At 41.5% G+C, this 21276-nt stretch carries 20 protein-coding genes; all 20 read left to right on the forward strand.

The window, feature by feature from the left end; genetic code table 11:
* The first annotated feature begins 17 nt into the window (after positions 1-17).
* Entirely contained in the window at positions 18-371 is a 354-nt protein-coding gene (locus O3652_RS09410) for a helix-turn-helix domain-containing protein (RefSeq protein ID WP_371590359.1), read from the forward strand.
* The gene (locus tag O3652_RS09415) at positions 353-817 is read left to right on the forward strand and encodes a hypothetical protein (protein ID WP_371590360.1); all 465 of its coding nucleotides are present in this window, start codon (positions 353-355) and stop codon (positions 815-817) included. Before O3652_RS09410 ends, O3652_RS09415 begins: the two co-directional genes overlap by 19 nt.
* 115 nt (positions 818-932) lie before the next feature.
* Positions 933-1499, forward strand: coding sequence for a tyrosine-type recombinase/integrase (locus O3652_RS09420; protein WP_000261915.1), 567 nt, complete (start codon positions 933-935; stop codon positions 1497-1499).
* A 340-nt stretch (positions 1500-1839) separates the two neighbouring features.
* Positions 1840-2157 carry an HNH endonuclease gene (locus O3652_RS09425; protein WP_371590361.1) on the forward strand — a complete coding sequence of 106 codons (318 nt, stop codon included), beginning with the start codon at positions 1840-1842 and terminating at the stop codon, positions 2155-2157.
* 106 nt (positions 2158-2263) lie between these two features.
* On the forward strand, positions 2264-2602 hold the full coding sequence (locus tag O3652_RS09430) for a hypothetical protein (RefSeq protein ID WP_000393461.1): 339 nt from the start codon (positions 2264-2266) through the stop codon (positions 2600-2602).
* On the forward strand, positions 2599-4239 hold the full coding sequence (locus O3652_RS09435; protein WP_371590362.1) for a terminase TerL endonuclease subunit: 1641 nt from the start codon (positions 2599-2601) through the stop codon (positions 4237-4239). Before O3652_RS09430 ends, O3652_RS09435 begins: the two co-directional genes overlap by 4 nt.
* 58 nt (positions 4240-4297) lie before the next feature.
* The gene (locus O3652_RS09440) at positions 4298-5449 is read left to right on the forward strand and encodes a phage portal protein (protein WP_371590363.1); all 1152 of its coding nucleotides are present in this window, start codon (positions 4298-4300) and stop codon (positions 5447-5449) included.
* The gene (locus tag O3652_RS09445; RefSeq protein ID WP_371590364.1) at positions 5430-6200 is read left to right on the forward strand and encodes a head maturation protease, ClpP-related; all 771 of its coding nucleotides are present in this window, start codon (positions 5430-5432) and stop codon (positions 6198-6200) included. Before O3652_RS09440 ends, O3652_RS09445 begins: the two co-directional genes overlap by 20 nt.
* Positions 6201-6216: 16 nt before the next feature.
* Positions 6217-7338 carry a phage major capsid protein gene (locus O3652_RS09450; protein WP_371590366.1) on the forward strand — a complete coding sequence of 374 codons (1122 nt, stop codon included), beginning with the start codon at positions 6217-6219 and terminating at the stop codon, positions 7336-7338.
* A gap of 15 nt (positions 7339-7353) precedes the next feature.
* Positions 7354-7644, forward strand: coding sequence for a phage gp6-like head-tail connector protein (locus O3652_RS09455; RefSeq protein ID WP_371590367.1), 291 nt, complete (start codon positions 7354-7356; stop codon positions 7642-7644).
* Positions 7637-7813 carry a hypothetical protein gene (locus tag O3652_RS09460; protein WP_169446838.1) on the forward strand — a complete coding sequence of 59 codons (177 nt, stop codon included), beginning with the start codon at positions 7637-7639 and terminating at the stop codon, positions 7811-7813. Before O3652_RS09455 ends, O3652_RS09460 begins: the two co-directional genes overlap by 8 nt.
* On the forward strand, positions 7797-8189 hold the full coding sequence (locus tag O3652_RS09465) for a phage head-tail adapter protein (protein WP_371590368.1): 393 nt from the start codon (positions 7797-7799) through the stop codon (positions 8187-8189). The genes O3652_RS09460 and O3652_RS09465 overlap by 17 nt, the downstream gene beginning before the upstream one ends.
* A complete protein-coding gene (locus O3652_RS09470; protein ID WP_371590369.1) occupies positions 8182-8583 on the forward strand; it encodes a hypothetical protein in 402 nt (133 codons plus the stop codon). The genes O3652_RS09465 and O3652_RS09470 overlap by 8 nt, the downstream gene beginning before the upstream one ends.
* A complete protein-coding gene (locus O3652_RS09475) occupies positions 8584-8964 on the forward strand; it encodes a hypothetical protein (RefSeq protein WP_371590370.1) in 381 nt (126 codons plus the stop codon). It begins immediately after the preceding gene.
* A 22-nt stretch (positions 8965-8986) separates the two neighbouring features.
* Positions 8987-9571, forward strand: a complete 585-nt coding sequence (locus O3652_RS09480; RefSeq protein ID WP_371590371.1) for a major tail protein — start codon at positions 8987-8989, stop codon at positions 9569-9571.
* Between the two features lie 49 nt (positions 9572-9620).
* Complete coding sequence (gpG, locus tag O3652_RS09485; protein ID WP_033585798.1) at positions 9621-9914, forward strand: phage tail assembly chaperone G; 294 nt, start codon at positions 9621-9623, stop codon at positions 9912-9914.
* Positions 9915-10113: 199 nt separating this feature from the next.
* Positions 10114-14382, forward strand: a complete 4269-nt coding sequence (locus O3652_RS09490) for a phage tail tape measure protein (protein ID WP_371590372.1) — start codon at positions 10114-10116, stop codon at positions 14380-14382.
* Positions 14379-15881 (forward strand): distal tail protein Dit, encoded by a 1503-nt coding sequence (locus O3652_RS09495; protein ID WP_371590373.1) that lies wholly within the window; start codon positions 14379-14381, stop codon positions 15879-15881. Before O3652_RS09490 ends, O3652_RS09495 begins: the two co-directional genes overlap by 4 nt.
* Positions 15881-19210, forward strand: a complete 3330-nt coding sequence (locus tag O3652_RS09500; RefSeq protein ID WP_371590375.1) for a phage tail protein — start codon at positions 15881-15883, stop codon at positions 19208-19210. The genes O3652_RS09495 and O3652_RS09500 overlap by 1 nt, the downstream gene beginning before the upstream one ends.
* Before the next feature lie 11 nt (positions 19211-19221).
* A complete protein-coding gene (locus tag O3652_RS09505) occupies positions 19222-21261 on the forward strand; it encodes a DUF859 family phage minor structural protein (RefSeq protein WP_371590376.1) in 2040 nt (679 codons plus the stop codon).
* Positions 21262-21276 lie beyond the last annotated feature (15 nt).

A 21276-nucleotide genomic window follows, 5' to 3' on the forward strand; every position in this document is an offset into this window, starting at 1 on the left:
ACGAGGAGATTTGCAAGATGCAGCTAAGATTAAAAGAATTTAGAGAGGACCTAGGGCTCTCTGTCAAAGATATGGCTAGGGATACGGGTGTTTCTCAAAATACAATTCACTTGTATGAGCGAGGTGGATATCCGTCTATTAAGCAAATTGAAATGATTGCTAAAACCTATGATGTAAATCCTGCTTGGCTTGTAGGGTGGATAGATGATGAAATGATGCCTGCAATCCAGGTAGTTGAAAAAGTGGTCTACAAAGAGAGTCCAACAGCAAGGCTGCCAGATTATCACAATAACAATAACGACGGTAAGATTATCAAGTGGATTAAAAGTAAAAGATATATGGGAGGTAAGGCTTGGTCAAAAAGAACTTAACAAAGGCACGAAGAGATTATCTTGAGTTTGAACTCGATGATAAATATTTAAAGATTGACAAACTTATCGGCCAACGAAGGCATGAGCTAGAACGTTTGTACGAAGTTAAGCATCTTACTGTTCCTGGTATTGATGATACTGGAGCAAGTGGCAGTGGGACATTCGTCAACAGGTCGGAGAATCTAGCGGTTGCTTATGCAAGCGATCCTATGATTTTAAGATTAGAAAATCTCCAAAACGCTATTTCCCAATTACTAGAGAATCTAGAACCAGATGACAAAAAAATCTTTTATCTTCGTTGGGGAGAACATACTGGATACGACTGGATTCAAGTTTGGCACATCATGGAGAACGGAGAAACTGGATACCTCTACAGGCATAGCAAGCAGATTTACAGAAGACGTGAAGTGATTCTCGATACACTTGGAAATTTGCTCTTTATGTAAAGTTGTCAAAAAAACATATAGAATTGACAAAAACAATGTGGTAAATTAGTATCATGAAGAATAGCAGAGAGAAAACCTCTGCTTTTTTTGTGCATTAAAAAGGAGGTGAGGATATGTGGTAGTTGTTGAACCAATCAGAAATAGAGATGATGTTCAGCTTATGATTGAATGGCTGACGTTACACAGCGCAGTCAAAGAGTCGGATAGACAACGTAACCTCATGCTCTTTTTATCTGGTGTTAATCTAGGGTTTCGTATTGGTGATATCGTCAAACTAAAAGTAAAGCACGTTAAAGGTTGGCACGTCCAGATCGTCGATGAAAAGACAGACAAGCCAACCAAACGAAAGATGCCAAAGAAATTCAAAAATGCTATGAGGCAGTACATCAAAGATAAGAAAGATGAAGACTTCCTCTTTCCAAGCCGAAACGGAAAGCATCAGCATATAAAACCTAACACAGCTTATAAGATTATCAAAAGAGCTGCTGAAGAAGTTGGTCTTGAAAACATAGCTACTCACTCGATGAGAAAGACCTTTGGCTTATTCATGTACGAACAAACCAAGGATGTCGCTCTGATAATGGACCTACTGAACCATTCAAGTCAAAGCATTTCACTAAGATACATAGGCAAAAACCAAGATTCACAAGACCGAGCCATGACGAAGTTTCAGGGCTTTTAATTTTTTTATTTTACTATCAATTCATTGTTTTGAGGTTATGATGATTTCATTTTATGTATGCAGGATAAACGCTTGATAAATCTGAGTTAAAACTCATGTAGCGAATTCACTAGAATATGTAAAACAAGGAATTGAGAGAGTAAAATTAGAGAGGTTTACAAAAGTATGTTAGGTTTAATAAGAGAATTGATTTACAAGATACGAAGCAGAGATAACAGAGAATATTTTCCTGACTCTCAAACTAAAGAATCAATTATGCGATTCCAAAAAGCAGCTAAGCAAACCTTAATTAGTTCTGACGATTTTGCTAAACTCTTTTGGAAATCAAGAGGGTAATCTTTTGAAAATAGAAGTTGCAACTAGAGCAGGCCGAACAGAGTTTTATAATTCTGGTGAATGGAGAGAACTTCGAAAGCTTGCACTCGAACGTGATCACTCCGAATGTGTTTGGTGCAAAGACGAAGGCAAAGTCACGAGAGAGAACTTAGAGGTTGACCACATCAAGGAGCTGGAGTTCTATCCAGAGTTCGCTCTTGACTTAGACAATCTTAGAACTCTATGCAAAGAATGTCATAATAAACGTCACGGTCGTTTCCAATTTCGAAAATCCAAAAAAATGATTGAGAAAAATTTCAGAACAGATGAATTTTGGGGATGACAACACCCCCCGGTCAAAAAAATCCAGTGTTTTTAAGGTTTTGGGAACCGGTGGGAGGGGTTAACTGTCCAAATTTTTAACGAAAAATTAAAGGGGGTGGGGGGTAATGGAAGAATACTCAGAAAAAAATATAAAAGAATTAGAAAATCAGCTACTTTCTAAAATCGGCTATTTTAGTCCTAGAAAAAAGGATGCGATCCAGTACGAAAAAGTGAATCGTTATCTTTATCTCGTCAGACTGCTCTATGAGCTGAAAGCCAAACTTCATGAAGACGGATTGGTCATCACTGTTCACAATGGGCAGCAGAGATTCCAAAAAGCGAATTCTCTCATCAAGGAAATCAACACAACAAGTAATCAGCTTTTAGCGATTGAGCGATCGTTTGATTTTGAGGTTGAAAATTCTCCTGTTGAGAAACCGACGTCTGGAAGTGATCTGTTATGATTTCTCATCCGCTGGTTGATGACTACATCAAAATGGCCGAGAGTGGAGAAATCGTCGTCAACAAAGAAATAAAGCTGCTGTTTAAAATTATCAAGGAAAAAATCTATCCTCGTGATGATCTATATTTTGATAATGACTTAATTGACAAATTCATTCGGTTTGCGGAAAAGAACTTTTTCCCTTTGGCCAAGTATCAACTTTTTTTGGTTCCATTTATTTTTCTTTTTAGGAAAGAGGACGGGGAGCCACACTTCGACGAGTATCTATATACTTTAGCTCGTGGGGGTGGTAAGAATGGTTTCATGTCTGCCAGGTCTTCGTTCTTTATCAGTCCTATCTACCCTATCAGAGATTATGATGTAACTATCACCGCTAACTCTGAGAAACAGGGGAAGGTGTCATTTGAGGAAGTTTATGAGACCATTCAAAGGCGTGGTCTTGAGGACCATTTTTATCTAACTAAAATGTCTATCACAGGTCGAGCGAATAACTCGGTCTTTTCTTTTCGGACGAATAATCCGAAAACGATGGACTCTGCTCGTGATGGCTGTCTTGAGTTTGATGAGATTCACCAATTTGAAGATGATAAGGCCGTGAAGGTTCAACGGTCTGGTCTTGGTAAGATTGCTCATGCTCGGACTTTCTACAACGGGACGAATGGATATGTGCGTGAGGGATTCTATGACAAGTTGATAGAGAAGTCTATGCAAATCTTGAATGGAGAAGTTGATGATTTCAGGCTATTCCCTTTTATCTGCAAGCTAGACAGTGCGGATGAGGTGGATGATATGAAGAACTGGCCAAAAGCAAATCCGATGTTAGATGAAAACACTCCTTACGCCAAAAGGCTTCTTGCGAGAACCAAGGCTGACTATGATGACCTTGAGTTGGAGCCGTCTGGCCGTCAGGAGTTCATGACAAAACGAATGAACCTTCCTGAAGCGGACCTTGAGAAAGATGTAACCTCTCGGGATAAGTTAGTAGCTTGCCTACGGTCTCCTGGTATCGACTTGAAAGGTCGCTCATGTGTTGCAGGGTTTGACTATGCAAGTATCCGAGACTTTGCAAGCGTTGGTTTGTTGTTTAAGAATGGGGATGAGTTCATCTGGAAACAACATTCATTTGCTCGCAAAGCATTTTTGAAAGCTTTCAAGCTAAAAGCACCTATTGAAGAATGGGCTGAAAAAGGCTTGTTTACAATCGTTGATGGTCCGAGTATTGATCCTAGACTTTTGATCGCCAAGCTGGAAGAATGGAGAAATCTTTATCAGATTGAACTTGTATGCGCCGATGGCTTTAGAATGGACTTGCTGAAACCTCTTTTGGAAGAGGCTGGATTTGAATATGAGTTCTTACGGAATCCAGGGGCGATTCAATCCAAGGTGGCGCCAATCATCGAAGATGGATTTGCAAATGAGCGTTTTGTCTTTGAGGGTGATAACTCTATGATTTGGTATACAGATAATACCTACGTTAAAGAGGACAAAGATGGCAATAAGCGTTTCTTGAAGAAAGAACCTGTCAGAAGAAAGACGGATGGTTTCCATGCCTTAATTGCTGCTCTTTACAAGCGAGAGCTTGTGCAAGAGTCGAATGTTGGGGAATTCCTTGACATGATTGATAGTTGGGATTTTTAACATAAGAATAAATTTTGGGTGGGTGGTCGGCAGAAAATAAAAGAAAGGAGGAAGTGCATTGGGGTTACTGAATTTATTTAAGCGTGAAGTACCAGAGGTTGGTTTTGAGTTCGAGGATCTTGAGCGGATGTTTGGTAATCTGCAACTTAAAAGCTTAGCGATTGATAAGTCTGCGGAATTTATCGCTCGGATTTTTGCAAAATCAGAATTCAAGTATCTCGAGGATGGAAAAGCTAAATTTTCTGATTGGAACTACTTGCTGAATGTAAGACCGAACAAGAACGAATCTGCGTCAGAGTTTTGGCAAAAGGTCGTATACAGGTTGATTACAAAAAACGAGGTCCTAATCTTTCTTACAACTGATGATCAGTTGCTTGTTGCTGACTCTTATACACGGACTAAATATGCTGTTTATGATGATGTGTTTGAGTTTGTAACTTGTAGAGGTTTCACGTTTGAGAAGCGTTTTCGGATGAGTGAAGTCATTTTCTTACAGTACAACAATAATCGACTGCAAGATTATATTTCTGACTTATTTGCTGATTACGAGAAGTTGCACACTCGTTTGGTCGAGGCCTTGGCTAGGAATAATCAAATCAGAGGAACTCTCAAAACAAAAAACAATGGGAGTTTTAATGAGCAGATGCGTGATAAACTCCAATCATATGCTGATGGTCTCTTTAAATCATTTAGCACCAAGACGATTGCCATTGTTCCAGCACAAGATGGAATGGAATACACTGAGCATACGAATACAACAGGGACTTCAAATATTTCTGTTGACGAGTTGAAGAAACTTCGTTGGCAGTTTGATGATGAGGTCGCTGATGTCTTAGGGATTCCAACAGCTTTAATTCATGGCGACATGGCCAATCTGGAAAATAGTCAAAAGATGTTTAATAGTTATTGCTACCAATCACTTGTTAAGAAAATGAGTGATGGGCTTAATTTCGCTTTAGTATCAAAACGGCAATACGAGCGCAATAATCTATTTGTAATCATTGGCGAAGGTCAAAAAGATAAGTTTGCACTTGCTGAAAACATTGACAAACTTATTTCTTCTGGAGCGATGACTCGAAACGAGGTGCGCTCTGAACTTGGCTTAGAATCTGTCCCTGGTGGCGATAAATTCCTCATCACCAAAAACTATCAACTTGGTGAACAGTTAGAGAAAGGAGGTGAGAAAGAAGATGAAAGTAATTCCGATTAAGGGTACGATTATTTCTAACGATGATCGATGGATTTATGACTTGCTTGAGTGGGAAGCTACCGCTCCAAAAGATGTCGTCCTTCCTGATAGTGGTGAACCGATTGAGGTTCATATCAATTCGGGAGGAGGGGATGTTTATGCTGGTAGTGAAATCTATACCGCTCTACGCTCGTATCCTGGTGACGTGACTGTGAAGATTGTCGGCATTGCAGCAAGCGCTGCTAGTGTCATTGCTATGGCAGGAGACACGGTTGAAATCAGTCCGACCGCTCAAATCATGATCCACAACGTTTCAACGAAAGTAAATGGAGACCATAATGCCTTGCTTCATGAGGCTGGTGTGCTAGAAGGATTTAACAAATCTATTGCTAGCGCTTATGTCCATAAGACTGGCAAGGCTCTAGATGACTTGCTTGACTTGATGAACAAGACTACCTGGTTTGATGCTGAATCAGCTTTGAATCATGGATTTGTAGACAAGATTATGTTTACAAATGAAGTCGCTCCGGCTCTAGTAGCAAGTGAAACTCCTATGATTCCAAGTAATTTTATCGAGAAAATGAGATCAGCAATGACACCAGATATTGATAAAATCGCTGAGTTGGTGGCTGATAAGCTAGAAGCTCGACAAATTGAAAAAGAGACTTTCGAAAATAGCGAATTTGTACAGAAGAAATTCAATTTTCCAGAAAGTCCAGAAAATAACACAGACAAGGCTGTTCCTAAAGGGTTCGGTCTTTTTATGTTTTAAGAAAGGAAAAAACAGAATGACAATGCAATTATCTAACCAATTTGAAAAACAACGTCAGGCATTTTTGGATGCCGTTGCAAATGGTGCACCTCAAGAAGAACAAGCGAAGCTATACAATGAAATGATTGAGTCTATGACAAATGAAATGATGGCTCAAGCTCGTGATGCTGCTCGTGAAGAAGTTTCAGCCTTGAATCCTTACGATGCTAAGCTGACTGCTGAAGCTCGTGAATTCTTCAATAATATTGATAAAACTGCACCTAAGGGAGTTGAAAAACTCTTCCCACAAGAAACGATCGACCGTATCTTTGAAGATATGGTTATGGCACGTCCACTCCTTCAGCATATCGGCCTTAAAAATGCTGGTATCCGTTTGAAATTCCTCAAATCAGAGCAAACTGGTCAAGCTGTTTGGGGTAAAATCAATTCAGAAATCGAAGGACAACTTAAACAAGAATTCAACGATGAAGAAGCAATTCAACACAAATTGACTGCTTTCGTTGTAATTCCAAAAGATGCTGAAAAATTTGGTCCAGCTTGGTTGCAAAAATTTGTTTCTGCACAAATTGCAGAAGCCTTTGCGGCTGCTCTTGAAGCTGCTTTCTTGAACGGTGATGGTGACAACAAACCCATCGGTCTTTCTCGTACTCTCTCAGGGACTGTTGAAAGCAATAAGACAACTTATGCTGAAAAAACAGCTCAAACTGCTAAGTTGACTTTTGCTGACTCAGCAACCGTAGTCAAAGAATTGACAAATGTTTACAAACATCACTCTGTAAAAGCGGACGGAACAACTCCAGTTGCAGTAGAAGGCAACCTTGTGATGGTTGTTAACCCAGCTGATGCTTGGGATGTAAAGAAACAATACACTTCATTGAATGCTCAAGGAGTTTATATCACTGCGATGCCATTTAACCTTATCTTGGTTGAATCCGTGGCGCAGACTGCTGGTAAAGTAACTACATTTGTCAAAGGTCGTTATGATGCCTTTGTCGGTGGCGGTATTTCATTCGGTCGCTACACAGAAACCTATGCTTTGGAAGATTTGAACCTCTACACTGCTAAGCAATTTGCTTATGGTAAGGCTCACGATGAAAAGACTGCAGCAGTCTGGACTCTACAACTTCCTCAAGCCTAATCTAGGAGTTGAGCCATGACTCTCGAAGAACAACTTCATCCGCTCCTAAAATCTTTCAAGGAGCGGATGAGGATTTTTCATAATGGGGAGGATGCAAACCTCTCAAAAATGTTGGAAAGTTCTGAGTCAGCCATTCTCAGTCTGGTCGGTAGTAAGGACTCTGCTAATCCACGAGTGAGAGAGCTTATTTTAGAACGTGCTCGATATGTCTACAATGATCAAGTTGAATTTTTCTACGGGAACTTTCAAGGGGATTTGATGGCATTATCACTAGAAAATTACAAATTGGAGGAAAAACATGATTAAGGTTTTAAAAGGATTTTATGACCTCAAAGAAGGGGTATATCGTTCTACTGGCCAAGAATTTGAAGCGACAAAAGAGCGCTTTGATGAAATCGACGGGGCGCTTCCTGGCTTTGTTGAATGGACAGAAAAACAACCAGAAGTAACAATTCCTGATGTCCTATCAGACTAATCGCCCTAGCTATCGATATAAAAAGCCTGAGGCTCAAAATGGAGACCTGAGAACCCCCTTGACTTTCTATACTTCTAAAGTCGAGGAGGGGCTTCATGGTCGCGATGTGTCTCATGAGAAGGCTTTTTTTACGATGGGCCAAGTTTACTACCCTAGTTTCAAAGACATCGAGATTGCAACTGGTAAGTCTATGCAAGCTAAGATGACTTTGAAAATTAGAGATCCTTTATCTGATTATCAGCCTAAAAATGAGCATTTTGTCGAAGTCGGAGATATTCGTCTAGGCGGCAAGAAATGGCAAATTATCGATGTTCGTCCTGATTTTGACAATCGGGATTTTTTGATAGTTGTTATTGGTGGTGGTCAAGATGTCTAGTGGAGCAGAATTGAGAGGTTTCGACGATGTTTTGAGAAACATCGAGGTACATCTTGGCAATAACAAGGTCAAACGTGCTACTAGTCGAGCCTTGAAGGCAGTCGCAAACGAGACTCTAGAAGAGTTCAAAGGTGCTCTGCAGGTCTATAAAGATACCGGAGAAACCATCGAAAGTACTACTGCTGGACGTGTGACGGGTCTTGCTAGTGGTGTTCCTGTTGTGAAAATCGGTTTTGGTGAGGGTTCTCGCTGGCGTTTGGTTCACTTGAATGAGTTTGGATATGGTAAGAATCCACATCCAAGAGGATTCGGTGTTATCAGACGGTTTTCAGAAGCTCATGCCAAAACATACAAATACAGAATCGCTAGTCATTTGAAGACGGAGGGGTTTTAGATGGTTAAAGATAAGTTTGATGAACTTTACGAAGCTTTGAAAAAAGATGAGTCTTTAGCTGGAATCAGTATCAAATCTTTTAATCGTCCAGACACGCTACCAATCAATGAGACTAGTATCGTCATTAGACCAGTTGGTCCGCCGATGCAGACGGCTCATGGTAGTAATACGAGCCTGGCTAAGACATTTCTCTATCAGGTCAATGTAGAGTCTAAAAATTATATGGAGTGCAAAGAACTCCAAAGAAAAATTGAAAAGATTATGGAAGACCAGGGATTTTATCAAACCGCTGGTGGTTTGGATGACTGGATTCCAGAAATCAAACGCTATGTAGATGCTCGGACCTACAAAGGTCGAAGTGCTCTATACGAAGAATACTAAATTAAAGAAAGAGGTGCTATAAATGGCATTAGTTGGTTTTAAACGCATGACAATTCGTGTGTTGGATGGGGAAGCTACTCCAACACTTGGGAAAAACCTTTTTGTGGTAGAAGGTAAAGCCGGGGAGGGGGCGACTCGCACTGCTAAGATTACAGGACTTTCAAGTGAACCTGTCAAAACGTACGGAAGCGATGTCGCTTATTTCACATCAAAACGTGGTGTAGGTGATGTGAAGATGGAAATGACAGCTGTTGACATTCCTCACATGGTCCTTGCCAAAATCCTTGGACATGTAGTTAAGGACGAAATCGTTTATATTGGTGAGAATAGCGATGCTCCACTTTGTTCAGTTATGCTTGAATCTAAAACAGCAAACGGCACGAAAGCGCAAGTCGGTTTCTTCAAAGGTAGCTTCTCAATGGATGCTGAAGAATTTGAAACTCAGAAAGAGAAGCAAGAAGAGCTTCCAGACGATAACTTGAGCTTCTCAGCCATTGCAAGCGATGATGAAGAAATCAAAGGCAATTACTATGGCAAGTACATTGGTAATGACGAAGAAAAAATCAAGAAACTCAAAGGTCAACTTAAAATGGTTGCTGCAGGGTAGGAAGAGGGCGCAAGCTCTCTTTTTATCTTTTTTCTAGAAAGGAAAGTATATGGCTAAGGTTAAATTTTTAATTAAAAATGAGAAAGGTCAAGATGTTCAAAAGACAAGTAAGGAAATTACTACTAAGGACTATCGTGACTACCTGATTCTCAATGAAGCACTATCTTCTGACTTGTCCGAAGTTGAAAAGCTAGACAAGCAATTGGAATTTATCGCCTCATTGTTTGAAGATTTGGAAGTGGAAGAACTTTTGAAATACACAGACATGGCGGATATTTTTGCGGTATTTGCAGACATCTACTCTCATTTGGTGGGTGATGTTGACCCAAAGGAGAAAAAATAAAGCCGAGTGAAGCACTGAAACGGTTTTATGGTTTTGTCAAACAAGCAACTGAAGGACCATACGGCATGAGTATCCGTGATGTTATGGATACGAGCTGGGAGGACCTGATGGGCGTTCTTGGTGAAACTGAATCTGCTAAAGCTGAGGAAGTCATGGATCTTGCTGACTTTCTAGAAATGATTTAAAAAGGAGGATTTGAATGGCAGGTGGAACGCCGTTAGGTCAAATGTATATCGAGCTAGGGCTGGACGTGTCGAAGTTCAATCCTACTCTAAATGGTGCTAAGAATGCGGTTAAATACTTTCAAAGCAATGTAAAGGCGCTAGACAGCTCCCTTAAAAACAATGGGAAAAACACAGACTTGCTTCAAGCTAAGTACAAGACACTTGGTCAAGCGATTGAAGCGCAAAAAAGTGTTTTGGACCAGATGAAGAAAAGCTTTGACGCTCTCGAACCTGGTACGGCTAAATTTGACAAGGCTGCTGCTGAGATTGAACGTGAGAATGCTAAGTTGGCAGCTATGGAAGGTCAACTCCGTAACGTGCAACAAGCTTTGATAGCGGTAGGCAAGGAGAATAGCTTTGCGAATCGCATCAATAAATTTGGTGACGGACTCATCAAAAGCGGCGATAAAATCAAGACTTTTGGTGACAACGTTTCGAGCTTGGGAAGTAAGCTGACTACTGGCTTGACTCTTCCGTTGGTTGCGAGTGTTGGGCTTGTCACGAAAGCTGCATCTGACTATGAATCTGCTTTTGCAGGTGTCAAGAAAACGGTAGATGAGACCGCAACCGTATCCTACAAGAACTTATCTGATGGTATTCGTCAAATGGCTAAAGAATTGCCAGCTAGTGCTGTTGAAATCGCAAATGTAGCAGAAGTTGCTGGTCAGCTAGGTATCAAGGCAGAGGATATCCTTACCTTCTCTCGAACCATGATTGACATGGGAGAATCAACGAACTTGAGCGCCGAAGAAGCTGCGACAGCCATTGCCAAGATTGCGAATATCCTCGGTTTAACATCGGACGAATATGGCCGATTTGGTGCGTCAGTAGTAGATTTGGGTAACAACTTTGCGACAACTGAAAAAGATATTGTTGAGATGACCAACCGTTTAGCAGCAGGAGGAAAACTAGCTGGACTAACTGCTCCTGAAATCTTAGGTTTGGCTACTGCAATGAGTTCGGTTGGTATCGAGGCTGAGGCTGGTGGTACTGCAATGACTCAAACTCTCACAGCTATTGGTAATGCGGTCTCATTGACTACTAAAGACTCAGCAGATGATTTGGCGTTGATCGCTAAAGTAGCTGGTACTACTTCAGAGGAATTCCAAAAAGCGTGGAAAGAGAAACCTGCTGAAGCTTTGCAAGCCTTTATTAAAGGTCTTAACACAGCTCGCGAGCAAGGTGCGAATATGGATGCTATCCTGATGAAATTAGGCATGACTGGTGTTAGACAAGGAAATATGCTTAAATCTCTGGCCTTATCATCAGATAAAATGAGTGCAGCAGTCGAACGGTCTAATCAAGCCTGGAAAGACAATACTGCTCTTACCAATGAAGCCAATAAACGATATGAAACCACAGAATCACAATTGAAGATGTTCAAGAACCAGGTAACTGACTTGGCTATTGAATTTGGGGGTCCACTTTTGAAGGCTCTCCGTGAAGGTCTAACGGCTGCAAAACCTTGGATTGACACCTTGGCTAAAATGGCCAAACAGTTCAGCTCCATGTCCGAAGAGCAACAAAGAAACGTTCTTAAGTGGGCTGCATTAACTGCAGGAGCTGGTCCAGCTTTAAGCATCCTAGGGAAAGGTTTTGGAATTATCGGAAACCTTACGAAAGCACTTGGCTGGCTAACTAAGGGAACTGGTAAAGCGGTTGGTGGCATGTCTCTAATGCTCAAGACTTTTCAAACCTTTAGAACAACCGGGAATCTATCATCTGCCTTTAAATTGGCATCTGGTGGAGCAGTAGCGCTTGGAAATGCGACTGCATCAGCTTCAACTTCAACGGGACTTCTAACAACATCAATGGGTACGCTTGCGAATCCTCTAGGTTTAATAGTCGGAGGTCTCGGTCTTACTACCGCCGCACTTGTTTATCTTGGAAACGAGAAAGACAAGGCTCGCATCAAGACTGAAGAGTTCGGTTCTCAGTTGAGCGATACTGCTCGTGGAGAATTGCGAAGCTTTCAAAAGACTGTTGATGAAACAAGCACAGCCGTCGCAAACTTCGGTACTCATGCTGGAGATGCAGACAAGGTCTCTGGAGCCTTTAAAAAACTTTATGAAGAAATAGCGACCGCTGCCGATAAGACCAACAAAAGAATGGAAGAGTTGGGCGCCAAGTGGGGCCTTAGTGAGGACGATATTGCCAAAGCTAAGGAAAGAAACGGCCAGGTTGTCTCTAATACTGAGGCCATGATGAATCAAATTAATGAGATTTATCAACGTCATAACGGAGATGCGAGCAAGTTCTCTCAAGAGGAGAAAGAAATCATCCTGAACAATCAGAATGAGATGATTAAGGCAAAACTATCCATGATGGACTTGTCAGCCGAGCAACAAAAGGCCGCTTTACAAGCTTTGAATGGCGATGTCAGAAGTCTGAATGAAACACAATTGAAGCATACTAAAGATGTTTTAAAACAAGCACTTGATGAGGAAAAGAGACTCTACGAAAATTCAAAAAGTGAGCTGAAAGAGTTGCTAGACGGAAAGGCTATTGATCAGGAGACTTACAACAAGAAATTGCAGACTCTAGAAGCAAACCACACTCAAACGATGGAAGCTCTGGGAAGTAAGTATTACCAGGTCATGCAAAATCTCGATGCAAAGGTGAAAGCTCGAACCGGGCAAAGTTGGAATTATTGGGAAGAAGCCAAGAAAGTTCTGGAAGAGTACGGCCTGTCCTATGAAGAAATCGGGAAGAAAGCTGCTGAAGCTTCTCAAAAGGTAGGTAATTCGCATAGCATCCTTGCTAACTATACTAGTGAAATGAGCAAGGAAGTGAAAGAGGCTAACGATGCCTGGTCATTGTTAGTCGGTAACATTGATAAGAATGGGAATTTTCAAGTTAAATCCAATGTTAAGGAAGTTATCGGAGAGGCTGCCAAATCTGCGGAAGGTTGGGAACAATTGCAGTTTATTGCTAAGACTGCGGATATCAACTCAAACGCTCGTGTGACTATCGCTGAAGCTCTTGTCGAATCCGGTAAATGGAAAGACATGACCCTCGAAGAGAAACAAGTAATCGTCAAGAACCAAGCTGGGTTACAAGCCATCTTTGATAGTGAAACCCATCTTAAAACATGGAACAGTATGCCAGCCGAAGTCAAAGAACTCCTTATGAAAAATGCTGATGTCATGAACAAGGCGGAGGAAGCCTCAAAGGCTCTGTCTAACTATGAATCTCTCACACCAAAACAGAAGGAGTTGCTGGCCAATGATGAGAGCGTCCGAAAAGCAGTCTCTCGTTCTACTGATACTTTGACAACCTGGAATGCGACCACACCGTTTACAAAAGATTTGAAGGCAGATCCTACGAATGTTTTGAACAATGGCCAGTTATCTATCGATAAGATTACGGCTTGGAATTTTGCATCTGCTGAGACTAAGTCTCTGGATGCAGTGGATAATACGAGCGCAGCTGTTGGAAGTGCGATTTTGAGTGTTAATTCACCCAAACAAGAAGCTCCTATCAATTTGTTTGCCGCTGATCAAACGGGCGGTGTACGAAACGAGACAAGCGGTGCTATCAATGCTATCAAGCAATATGATCCAGTGAATATCCTTGCCAAGAATGGCACTAATGACACTGTTAGTGAGGTCAAAAGTGGCGTTAATGGTATTCAAGATAAAACTGTTACTATCAACGCCCGAGATAATGCATCCGGTGTTCTTTCAGGTATTAAGAGCTGGATTGATAGCGTTACTGGTAATTTCTTTACGAATATCTTTGCGAGCAAGCATGCTCACGGGACAAACTATCACCCTGGGGGGCTTGCTATCGTCAATGACCAAAGAAATAGCAACTATAAGGAAATGGTCACTCTGCCAAATGGTAGGAGTTTCATTCCTCAAGGTAGAGACGTCTTGCTTCCTCTTCCGAGAGGTTCTAAAGTCTTGCGAGCTGATAAAACTAGACGTTTGATGCGTGAGATGGGTGTTCCTAAATATGCTTCTGGTATCGGGATCCCGAGTGACGCGAAATTTCTTCGTGAAATGGAAGAAGCTCAACGTAATATCACCATCCAGACTACAAGCGTTCAAAATGGACAAGATACTGATAAAGTCGTGTCTGAGATGAGGATTCTGAGGTCAAGTTTAGAAAAATTGCTTACTGCTATCCTTAACAAGGACACAAATGCTTATCTGGACAGCTCAAAAGTTACGGATATCGTTACTAAAACTCAGAAAGAGCGTGAGAAAATGCTACTAAGAATGAAAGGGGTGATTGAATGAGCGAAGTGACTATGCGTTTTAATAAAACAGATTTACGAGAGCTTATTGAAATTCATGACATCCAACGTGATGTCGGGAACAATCGCTCTATCTCTATCGATCATGCCCCAAGAATTGGCGTGAATATCCAGCAACAAACGATTGATGCAAAATATATCAAGGTGGACTTCTCTATCTGGTCCAAAGACAGAAATACCCTCAAGCACAAGCTTGCGGGTATTTTTAATGTTGATAGTCCTAAAGAGTTGACCTTTTCAGATGAGCCAGACAAGTATTATCTGGCCATGGTAATTGATGATATCTCTATGCAGGAGGCAAGTGGGAGACGTTCAAACGGGTCTATTAAGTTCATCATTCCTGATGGTGTGGCTCATAGTTCAGCCTATAAGCGATTTGATAGTGATAAAAACGCAACTAGCGGAGCAGGAAAGATGGTGTTTGATCTTACAAACAATGGCACAGAGAGCGCATTTCCAATAGTTAAAGTCAAACATAATGCTGAGAATGGGTATATCGGCCTGGTTAATCAAAATGGAACCTTAGAAATTGGGAACCGTGAAGAAGCCGATACCGAGCCATCGCAAAAATCAGAAATCTTACTTGATTTTAGAGGTGAAAAAATCACAAATGGACTGGCTAGCGCAGCAAAGAACCAAGCTATCACAAATGACCGGACAGAGTATATTGTCGGAACAGCTGAAATGATTAATCTTTGGGGACGTACACACGTTAGATTGAAAGATTTACGAGGTGAAACTAAATTACACAACTACGCTACTAGCTTGACTTGGGCAATTCCCAATGATAGCACAGGCAGCACTGGGTCCCTGAATGATTATTTTTGGTGGAGACAAGTTTTTTGGTCCGAAGCTAATAATCAATATGGATTCATCAAGGTGACAGTATCAGATGAGGCGGGCCAATTTTTGTATGGTGTTGAGACCTTCAAACGGTCGCTAGGTTCTGAATGTGAGTTCAACTTTTTAGCTAGCGATGGTCAAGGTGGATATAGAATTCTAAAGCGATGGAATTTTGATGGAACTACAACGGGAGATATCAATCCTTTTAGTGTGGCAAAAGGGTGGTCAGATTTAAAACGGAATGATGGCAAGGTACAAGTTTTTTATCAAGGATCATACTCTACTTTTATCATTCCAGAAATTGAGGGTAAAAAGTCCGTAAAAATTCACATTACAATCGGAGCGTACAGAGACAATCCAATTGTCTCTCACATGTATCTAGATGAATTGTACTACCGTAAAGATTTTGTCCCAACAACGAATGACATCCCCAATCGTTTTCCAATTGGATCGAATGTTCTAATCAATAGCGAGGATGACACGGTCTATATCGATGGAATAGCAAAAGCAAGCGAGGTTGTAGACGGCTCTCAATGGCTCTCTATCCCTCCAGGTAATTCAAAATTAGAGTTATATTTCTCTAGTTTTATCAAAAAACATCCGACAGTAACAATTGAATTTGAAGAAAGGTGGCTATAATGCTTTTAACGATTCACGATGCAACCTTGCAAAAGGTTGCTTTTGTTGATAATAGTAAGCAGAACACGCTTAATTATTATAACGATACATGGTCAAGAGACATGCCAACAGGAGCTTCAACTTTCGAGTTTACAGTCTTTAAGAAAGCAATTCAATCAGATACAGCTTCATCAAAGGCCTACCATCATCTAAACGAACGTGGTTGGGTGTCATTCCGACACAATGGACGTACCTACCTTTTTAATGTGATGTCAGTGGAGGAAAATGAGCAGACAATCAAATGCTATTGTGAGAATCTCAATCTTGAATTGATCAATGAGTTAGTAAATCCTTACAAAGCAACGAGAGCCATGAGTTTTGCAGAATATTGCAAAGAGATGGCTTTGCTGAACTATGCTCATCTCACTATTGGAATTAACGAGATTTCAGACCAGCAACGCATCATTGAGTGGACGACACAAGAAACAAAACTTGCTCGCTTGCTTAATCTTGCGAAACAATTCAATGCTGAGATTGAATTTGACACACAATTAAAAGCAGATAGCACGCTTAAGAACTTTACTGTAAATATATATCACGAACACGACGATACACACCAAGGGGTTGGTCGTATCAGGAATGATGTGGTTTTAAAATATGGTAAAAATATTAGTTCTATCACACGAAAAGTGGACAAAACGGGTATTTTCAACACAATTCGCCCAACCGGGAAAATGCCGACCGTGGAAGTCGAAGAAAGTGGAGAACGTCATCTATCTAGTCAGAGAGTGAAAAATGCGGATGGTTCGACAACCGAAACAATTATTCGCACAGCATCCGACGGGACAAAGAGTAAGACTATTGTCCACACGAAAGTCACAAAACTGGCTGATAAAACACGCATTACAACGACCACCACAACTCGGTCAGATGGCTCTATTGAACAGACTGTGACGACTAGTAAGAAAGGCGGACCATCTAATACTGAGAAACGAATCATCAAACCTCCTAAGAAAAAAGAGAAAGAAACTGAGCTTGAAAAAGAGGTTCTGACTATTGAAAACTTGGGAGATTGGTCTATCAAAAACGAGAGGGGAGAATTAGAGTTTTACCAAAGAGGGCAACAACTGTATGCACCGTTGTCCATGCAACTCTATCCCTCAACTTTCACTTCAGCAACAGCTGAGGACCAGTGGACAAGACGAGACTTCGACTTTGACACAGACGAACCAAATGAATTGAGACGGCTTGCTTACCTGAAATTAAAGCAGCATTGCTACCCTGCTATAACCTATGAAGTAGATGGCTTTGTGGACGTAGAAATCGGGGACACGGTCCAGATTTATGACGATGGATTTAGCCCAGCTTTAATAGTAAAAGCACGAGTTACCGAACAGAAAATCAGCTTTACAAATCCGGCAAGTAACAAAACTACTTTTGCGAATTTTAAGGCTCTAGAGAATAAGCTATCAGATGGAATTCAGGCTGCCTTTGAGCGACTTTTCGAAGCATCCAAGCCCTACACTATCAAGCTAGCTACGGACAATGGTATAGCCTTTAAGAATGGCCAAGGTCAGACTATTGTGACCCCTACTCTTATGCGAGGAAACAAGGTCATCAATAGCGGATGGCGCTGGGTGGTGGATGGTGTAATCAAAGCCACAAGTCCTAGTTATATTGTCCGAGCCTCTGACATCAGCCAAAAGATGGTTTTGACAGTCTCGGCGTGGATTGATAACAAAGAGGTAGCCTCTGAGCAGCTGACTCTTATCAATACGTCTGATGGTCTCCAAGGTCAAAAAGGGGACGCAGGACCGAAAGGAGATCCTGGTCCTAAAGGTGATCGAGGAGAGAAAGGAGACCGTGGGGAACGTGGGCTACAAGGACTCCAAGGCTTGCAGGGTCCAAAAGGTGACCAAGGCCTCCCTGGACCCAAAGGAGCTGACGGACGTATACAGTACACTCACATTGCCTACGCTGACACTGTTTCAGGTAGTGGATTTAGCCAGACTAACGATGACAAGGCCTATGTAGGGGTCTATGTTGATTTCAACTCAACTGACAGCGTCAATCCTGCTGACTATCGCTGGACGAGGTGGCGTGGTCGTGATGGCGCTGATGGTCTGCCAGGTAAACCTGGAGCAGATGGAAGAACACCTTACGTTCACTTTGCTTATTCTGACAATGAGGATGGCTCTGGTTTGACACTGACAGATAACGGACAGCGTTATTTTGGCCATTATTCAGATTATGAGAAACCTGATAGCTCAGATAAAACTAAATACAAATGGGTTGATCGTTGGGCTAAAGTTGAGGTTGGTGGAAGAAATCTCTTTCTTAATTCACTATTCAAACGTAGTCTAAGAGAACGATACTCAACTTACTTTTTAGATGATAGTCAGGAGCAAACGCAAGGACAGCTCACTTTGAGCATAGATACTACTAGCAAATTCAGAGGAGCTAATACTTTGAAAATTGTATCTACTTATAGTGGCAAAGCGACTAATCAAAAAGTTACGTTTAGAACCGGTGGGGATACACGTTTGGGCACCGCTGATGAGATGAAAAATAAATCTGTTCGTTTTAGTTTTTGGGCAAAATCTACTGTCAATAATACGAATTTTCAAGCTAGAGCAGGGTATAGGAATACTATACAAGGTGTCTCGCTGACTACGGATTGGAAATTTTATGACATTGAGTTGACGAAAAAAGAAAACTCAAATGCTACAAGCGAGTTGATTTTACACATTTTCACCGCTGCAACCGTCTGGATTGCCTTTCCAAAAGTAGAGATAGGAACAGTCTCCACAGACTTTTCAGAAGCTCCCGAGGATCTGCAAGCGGACATCAACTCTAAAGCCGACCAGGGGCTGACTCAGGAGCAACTCAATGCGCTCAATGAGAAATCTGGAATTATCCAGGCTGAGCTTGAGGCTAAGGCTAGCGCTGATACGCTTGATAACTGGATTAAGGCTTACAAGGACTTTGTCCAGTCTAACGAGACAGCAAGGTTACAAGCTGAGAAAGATTTGATTTCAGCTAGTCAGCGTGTTTCTAATATCGCTAAGGATCTTGGAGAATTGTCTGACCGTTGGAATTTCATTGATACTTACATGAGCTCTAGTAATGAGGGACTTGTGATTGGTAAGAATGACGGTAGCTCTAGCATGATGTTTAACCCAAACGGGCGAATTTCAATGTTTAGCGCTGGTGTAGAGGTTATGTATATTTCTCAAGGTGTTATCCACATTGAGAACGGGATTTTCTCTAAGACTATCCAAATTGGACGTTTTAGAGAAGAGCAGTATCACATTAACCCTGACATGAATGTCATCAGATACGTTGGTTAGAAAGGAGTAAAATGCCTAGATTTAGTAATTCAAGTAACAGCTTATATTTGAATGTGTATATTGATGAAGTTTCAACAGATATTTCAGCTAATACTTCAACCATTAACTGGCAGTTGACAGTTAGTCGTTATACGTACTATCACACGTTCAATAAACAGGGAGACAGTACGTTGTCTCTAACTTTGGACGGCCAAAATGTGCATTCTAGCAATCCAGTTTGGGAAGTTTGGGACGGCGAGGTCACTCTCGCTAGTGGTTCAACCACAATCTCACACAACTCAGACGGTCGGAAGACACTACCTTTCTCATGTACGTTCAATCCGAATAACGGACTGCATGGGACTATCACAGTATCAGGAAATCTCGGTCTGACTGCTATCCCGCGCTCAAGCTCTGTAAGCGTGAGCGCTGGGGTGATTGGTAGTGCGGTTACTATCAACATAAATCGTCAAAGCTCAAGTTTTAAGCACATGGTGCGCTATTCCTGGGCTGGCAAGTCAGGAACGATTGCGACGAATGTAGATACATCCACAAGCTGGACAATCCCTATGGATTTCGCAAACGACATCCCGAACTCATCAAGCGGTACAGGTACAATCTTTGTCGATACCTATTCAGGAAGTACCAAGACTGGAACACAGTCCACTACATTCACGGCAAGCGTACCATCAAATGTCAAGCCTGCCTTCTCAGGTGTCACACTCTCAGATTTGAACGGTGCAGCTCAGAACCTTATCCCAAATCCTGATACGTTCATTCAGGTCATCTCTAACATCAAGGTTGCGTTTAATGGCGCTAGCGGTTCTTATGGTTCATCCATCACTGGCTATCGTGCTGAAATCGTAGGCAGAAACCAAGCGACAAGCTCAAACGGAGGAAGTTTGGGCATTATGAACTATCACGGTACCATCAAAATCAGAGCTAGTGTATCTGATAGCCGTGGACGCTGGTCAGACGCTAGAGAGGTATCTGTCACAGTGCTTGAGTATTTTGCTCCAGCATTGAGTTTTAGCATAGCTAGAACAGGCTCAACCTCTAGCACCTTGACGGTCACACGAAATGCCAAAATCGCCCCTCTGACTGTCTCAGGCAGTCAAAAGAACTCAATGACCTTGACATTCAAGGTTGCTCGGCTTGGGACTACTAATTTTCAAGTGGACACAGGACCAGCAACTGGATCCTGGACAAGTATCTCAAATCTAGTAAACTCTCAGGCTAATCTTGCAGGCAATTATCTAGCTAATCAGTCGTGGGTTGTCATCGGCACGTTAGAGGACAAATTCACTCGTACTGATTTCATGGTCAACGTGCCTACAGAGAGCGTAGTCTTGTCTTACGATCGGTCAGGAGTTGGGGTCAATAAAATCCGTGAGCAGGGTGCTTTGGATGTTAAGGGCAACATCTACGCAGACAACAAGCCAATTCAACAATATCAGCTGACTGCTAATAATGGAGGTCTAGGTAGAGGTAGCACTCAATGGGATGATATTTGGAATAAGCAAGCTACAGAATTTGGTTGGAGATCTGGCAAATACGATGACAACCCAACAGGAAAAAACGGCGAGTGGGGCCTGTATCAAAATTTTTGGCTTGATAGCTGGAAAGGTGTCCAATTTTTTACCTCAATAGGGACAGGACGTGTATTTGTTAGAGTCTATAATAACGCCAATAAATGGGCTCCAACGCAATGGAAAGAGATTGCTACAAAAGATGACTTGCAGAAAATTGCTACAAGAAAGATTGAGCTAGGTTGGTTCATTAACGGTAACGTAACAAGAAATGGCAATCTTGTCACAATTTCAACTGAAAGAAAAATCACAAATATCAACACAGTTTCAGATTATCGAGAAGTCAAAGAAACAATACCTGCTGGATTTAGACCAGCTCAAGAGGTTAACTTTATCTTACAAGGATTGTCTGACTCAACAGTAACTGGAACGGCTATCTTACATCTTGCCTCAGATGGTAAAATCCGTCTGACAAGTAAATCACCAGGAAATAAATACTGGACAGGCACAATAACTTATATTACAAATGACCCTTACCCTTAATAAATGAAAGGAGAA

This window comes from Streptococcus sp. 27098_8_23 (assembly GCF_041432195.1).
Lineage (GTDB): Bacteria > Bacillota > Bacilli > Lactobacillales > Streptococcaceae > Streptococcus.

Bases quoted from the DNA above. Each gene is read 5' to 3' on its own strand.
- O3652_RS09470 (WP_371590369.1), top strand. From the start codon at position 8,182: ATGTCTAGTGGAGCAGAATTGAGAGGTTTCGACGATGTTTTGAGAAAC.
- O3652_RS09455 (WP_371590367.1), top strand. From the start codon at position 7,354: ATGACTCTCGAAGAACAACTTCATCCGCTCCTAAAATCTTTCAAGGAG.
- O3652_RS09465 (WP_371590368.1), top strand. From the start codon at position 7,797: ATGTCCTATCAGACTAATCGCCCTAGCTATCGATATAAAAAGCCTGAG.
- O3652_RS09480 (WP_371590371.1), top strand. From the start codon at position 8,987: ATGGCATTAGTTGGTTTTAAACGCATGACAATTCGTGTGTTGGATGGG.
- gpG (WP_033585798.1), top strand. From the start codon at position 9,621: ATGGCTAAGGTTAAATTTTTAATTAAAAATGAGAAAGGTCAAGATGTT.
- O3652_RS09505 (WP_371590376.1), top strand. From the start codon at position 19,222: ATGCCTAGATTTAGTAATTCAAGTAACAGCTTATATTTGAATGTGTAT.
- O3652_RS09435 (WP_371590362.1), top strand. From the start codon at position 2,599: ATGATTTCTCATCCGCTGGTTGATGACTACATCAAAATGGCCGAGAGT.
- O3652_RS09445 (WP_371590364.1), top strand. From the start codon at position 5,430: ATGAAAGTAATTCCGATTAAGGGTACGATTATTTCTAACGATGATCGA.
- O3652_RS09490 (WP_371590372.1), top strand. From the start codon at position 10,114: ATGGCAGGTGGAACGCCGTTAGGTCAAATGTATATCGAGCTAGGGCTG.
- O3652_RS09460 (WP_169446838.1), top strand. From the start codon at position 7,637: ATGATTAAGGTTTTAAAAGGATTTTATGACCTCAAAGAAGGGGTATAT.
- O3652_RS09500 (WP_371590375.1), top strand. From the start codon at position 15,881: ATGCTTTTAACGATTCACGATGCAACCTTGCAAAAGGTTGCTTTTGTT.
- O3652_RS09495 (WP_371590373.1), top strand. From the start codon at position 14,379: ATGAGCGAAGTGACTATGCGTTTTAATAAAACAGATTTACGAGAGCTT.
- O3652_RS09450 (WP_371590366.1), top strand. From the start codon at position 6,217: ATGACAATGCAATTATCTAACCAATTTGAAAAACAACGTCAGGCATTT.
- O3652_RS09410 (WP_371590359.1), top strand. From the start codon at position 18: ATGCAGCTAAGATTAAAAGAATTTAGAGAGGACCTAGGGCTCTCTGTC.
- O3652_RS09430 (WP_000393461.1), top strand. From the start codon at position 2,264: ATGGAAGAATACTCAGAAAAAAATATAAAAGAATTAGAAAATCAGCTA.
- O3652_RS09475 (WP_371590370.1), top strand. From the start codon at position 8,584: ATGGTTAAAGATAAGTTTGATGAACTTTACGAAGCTTTGAAAAAAGAT.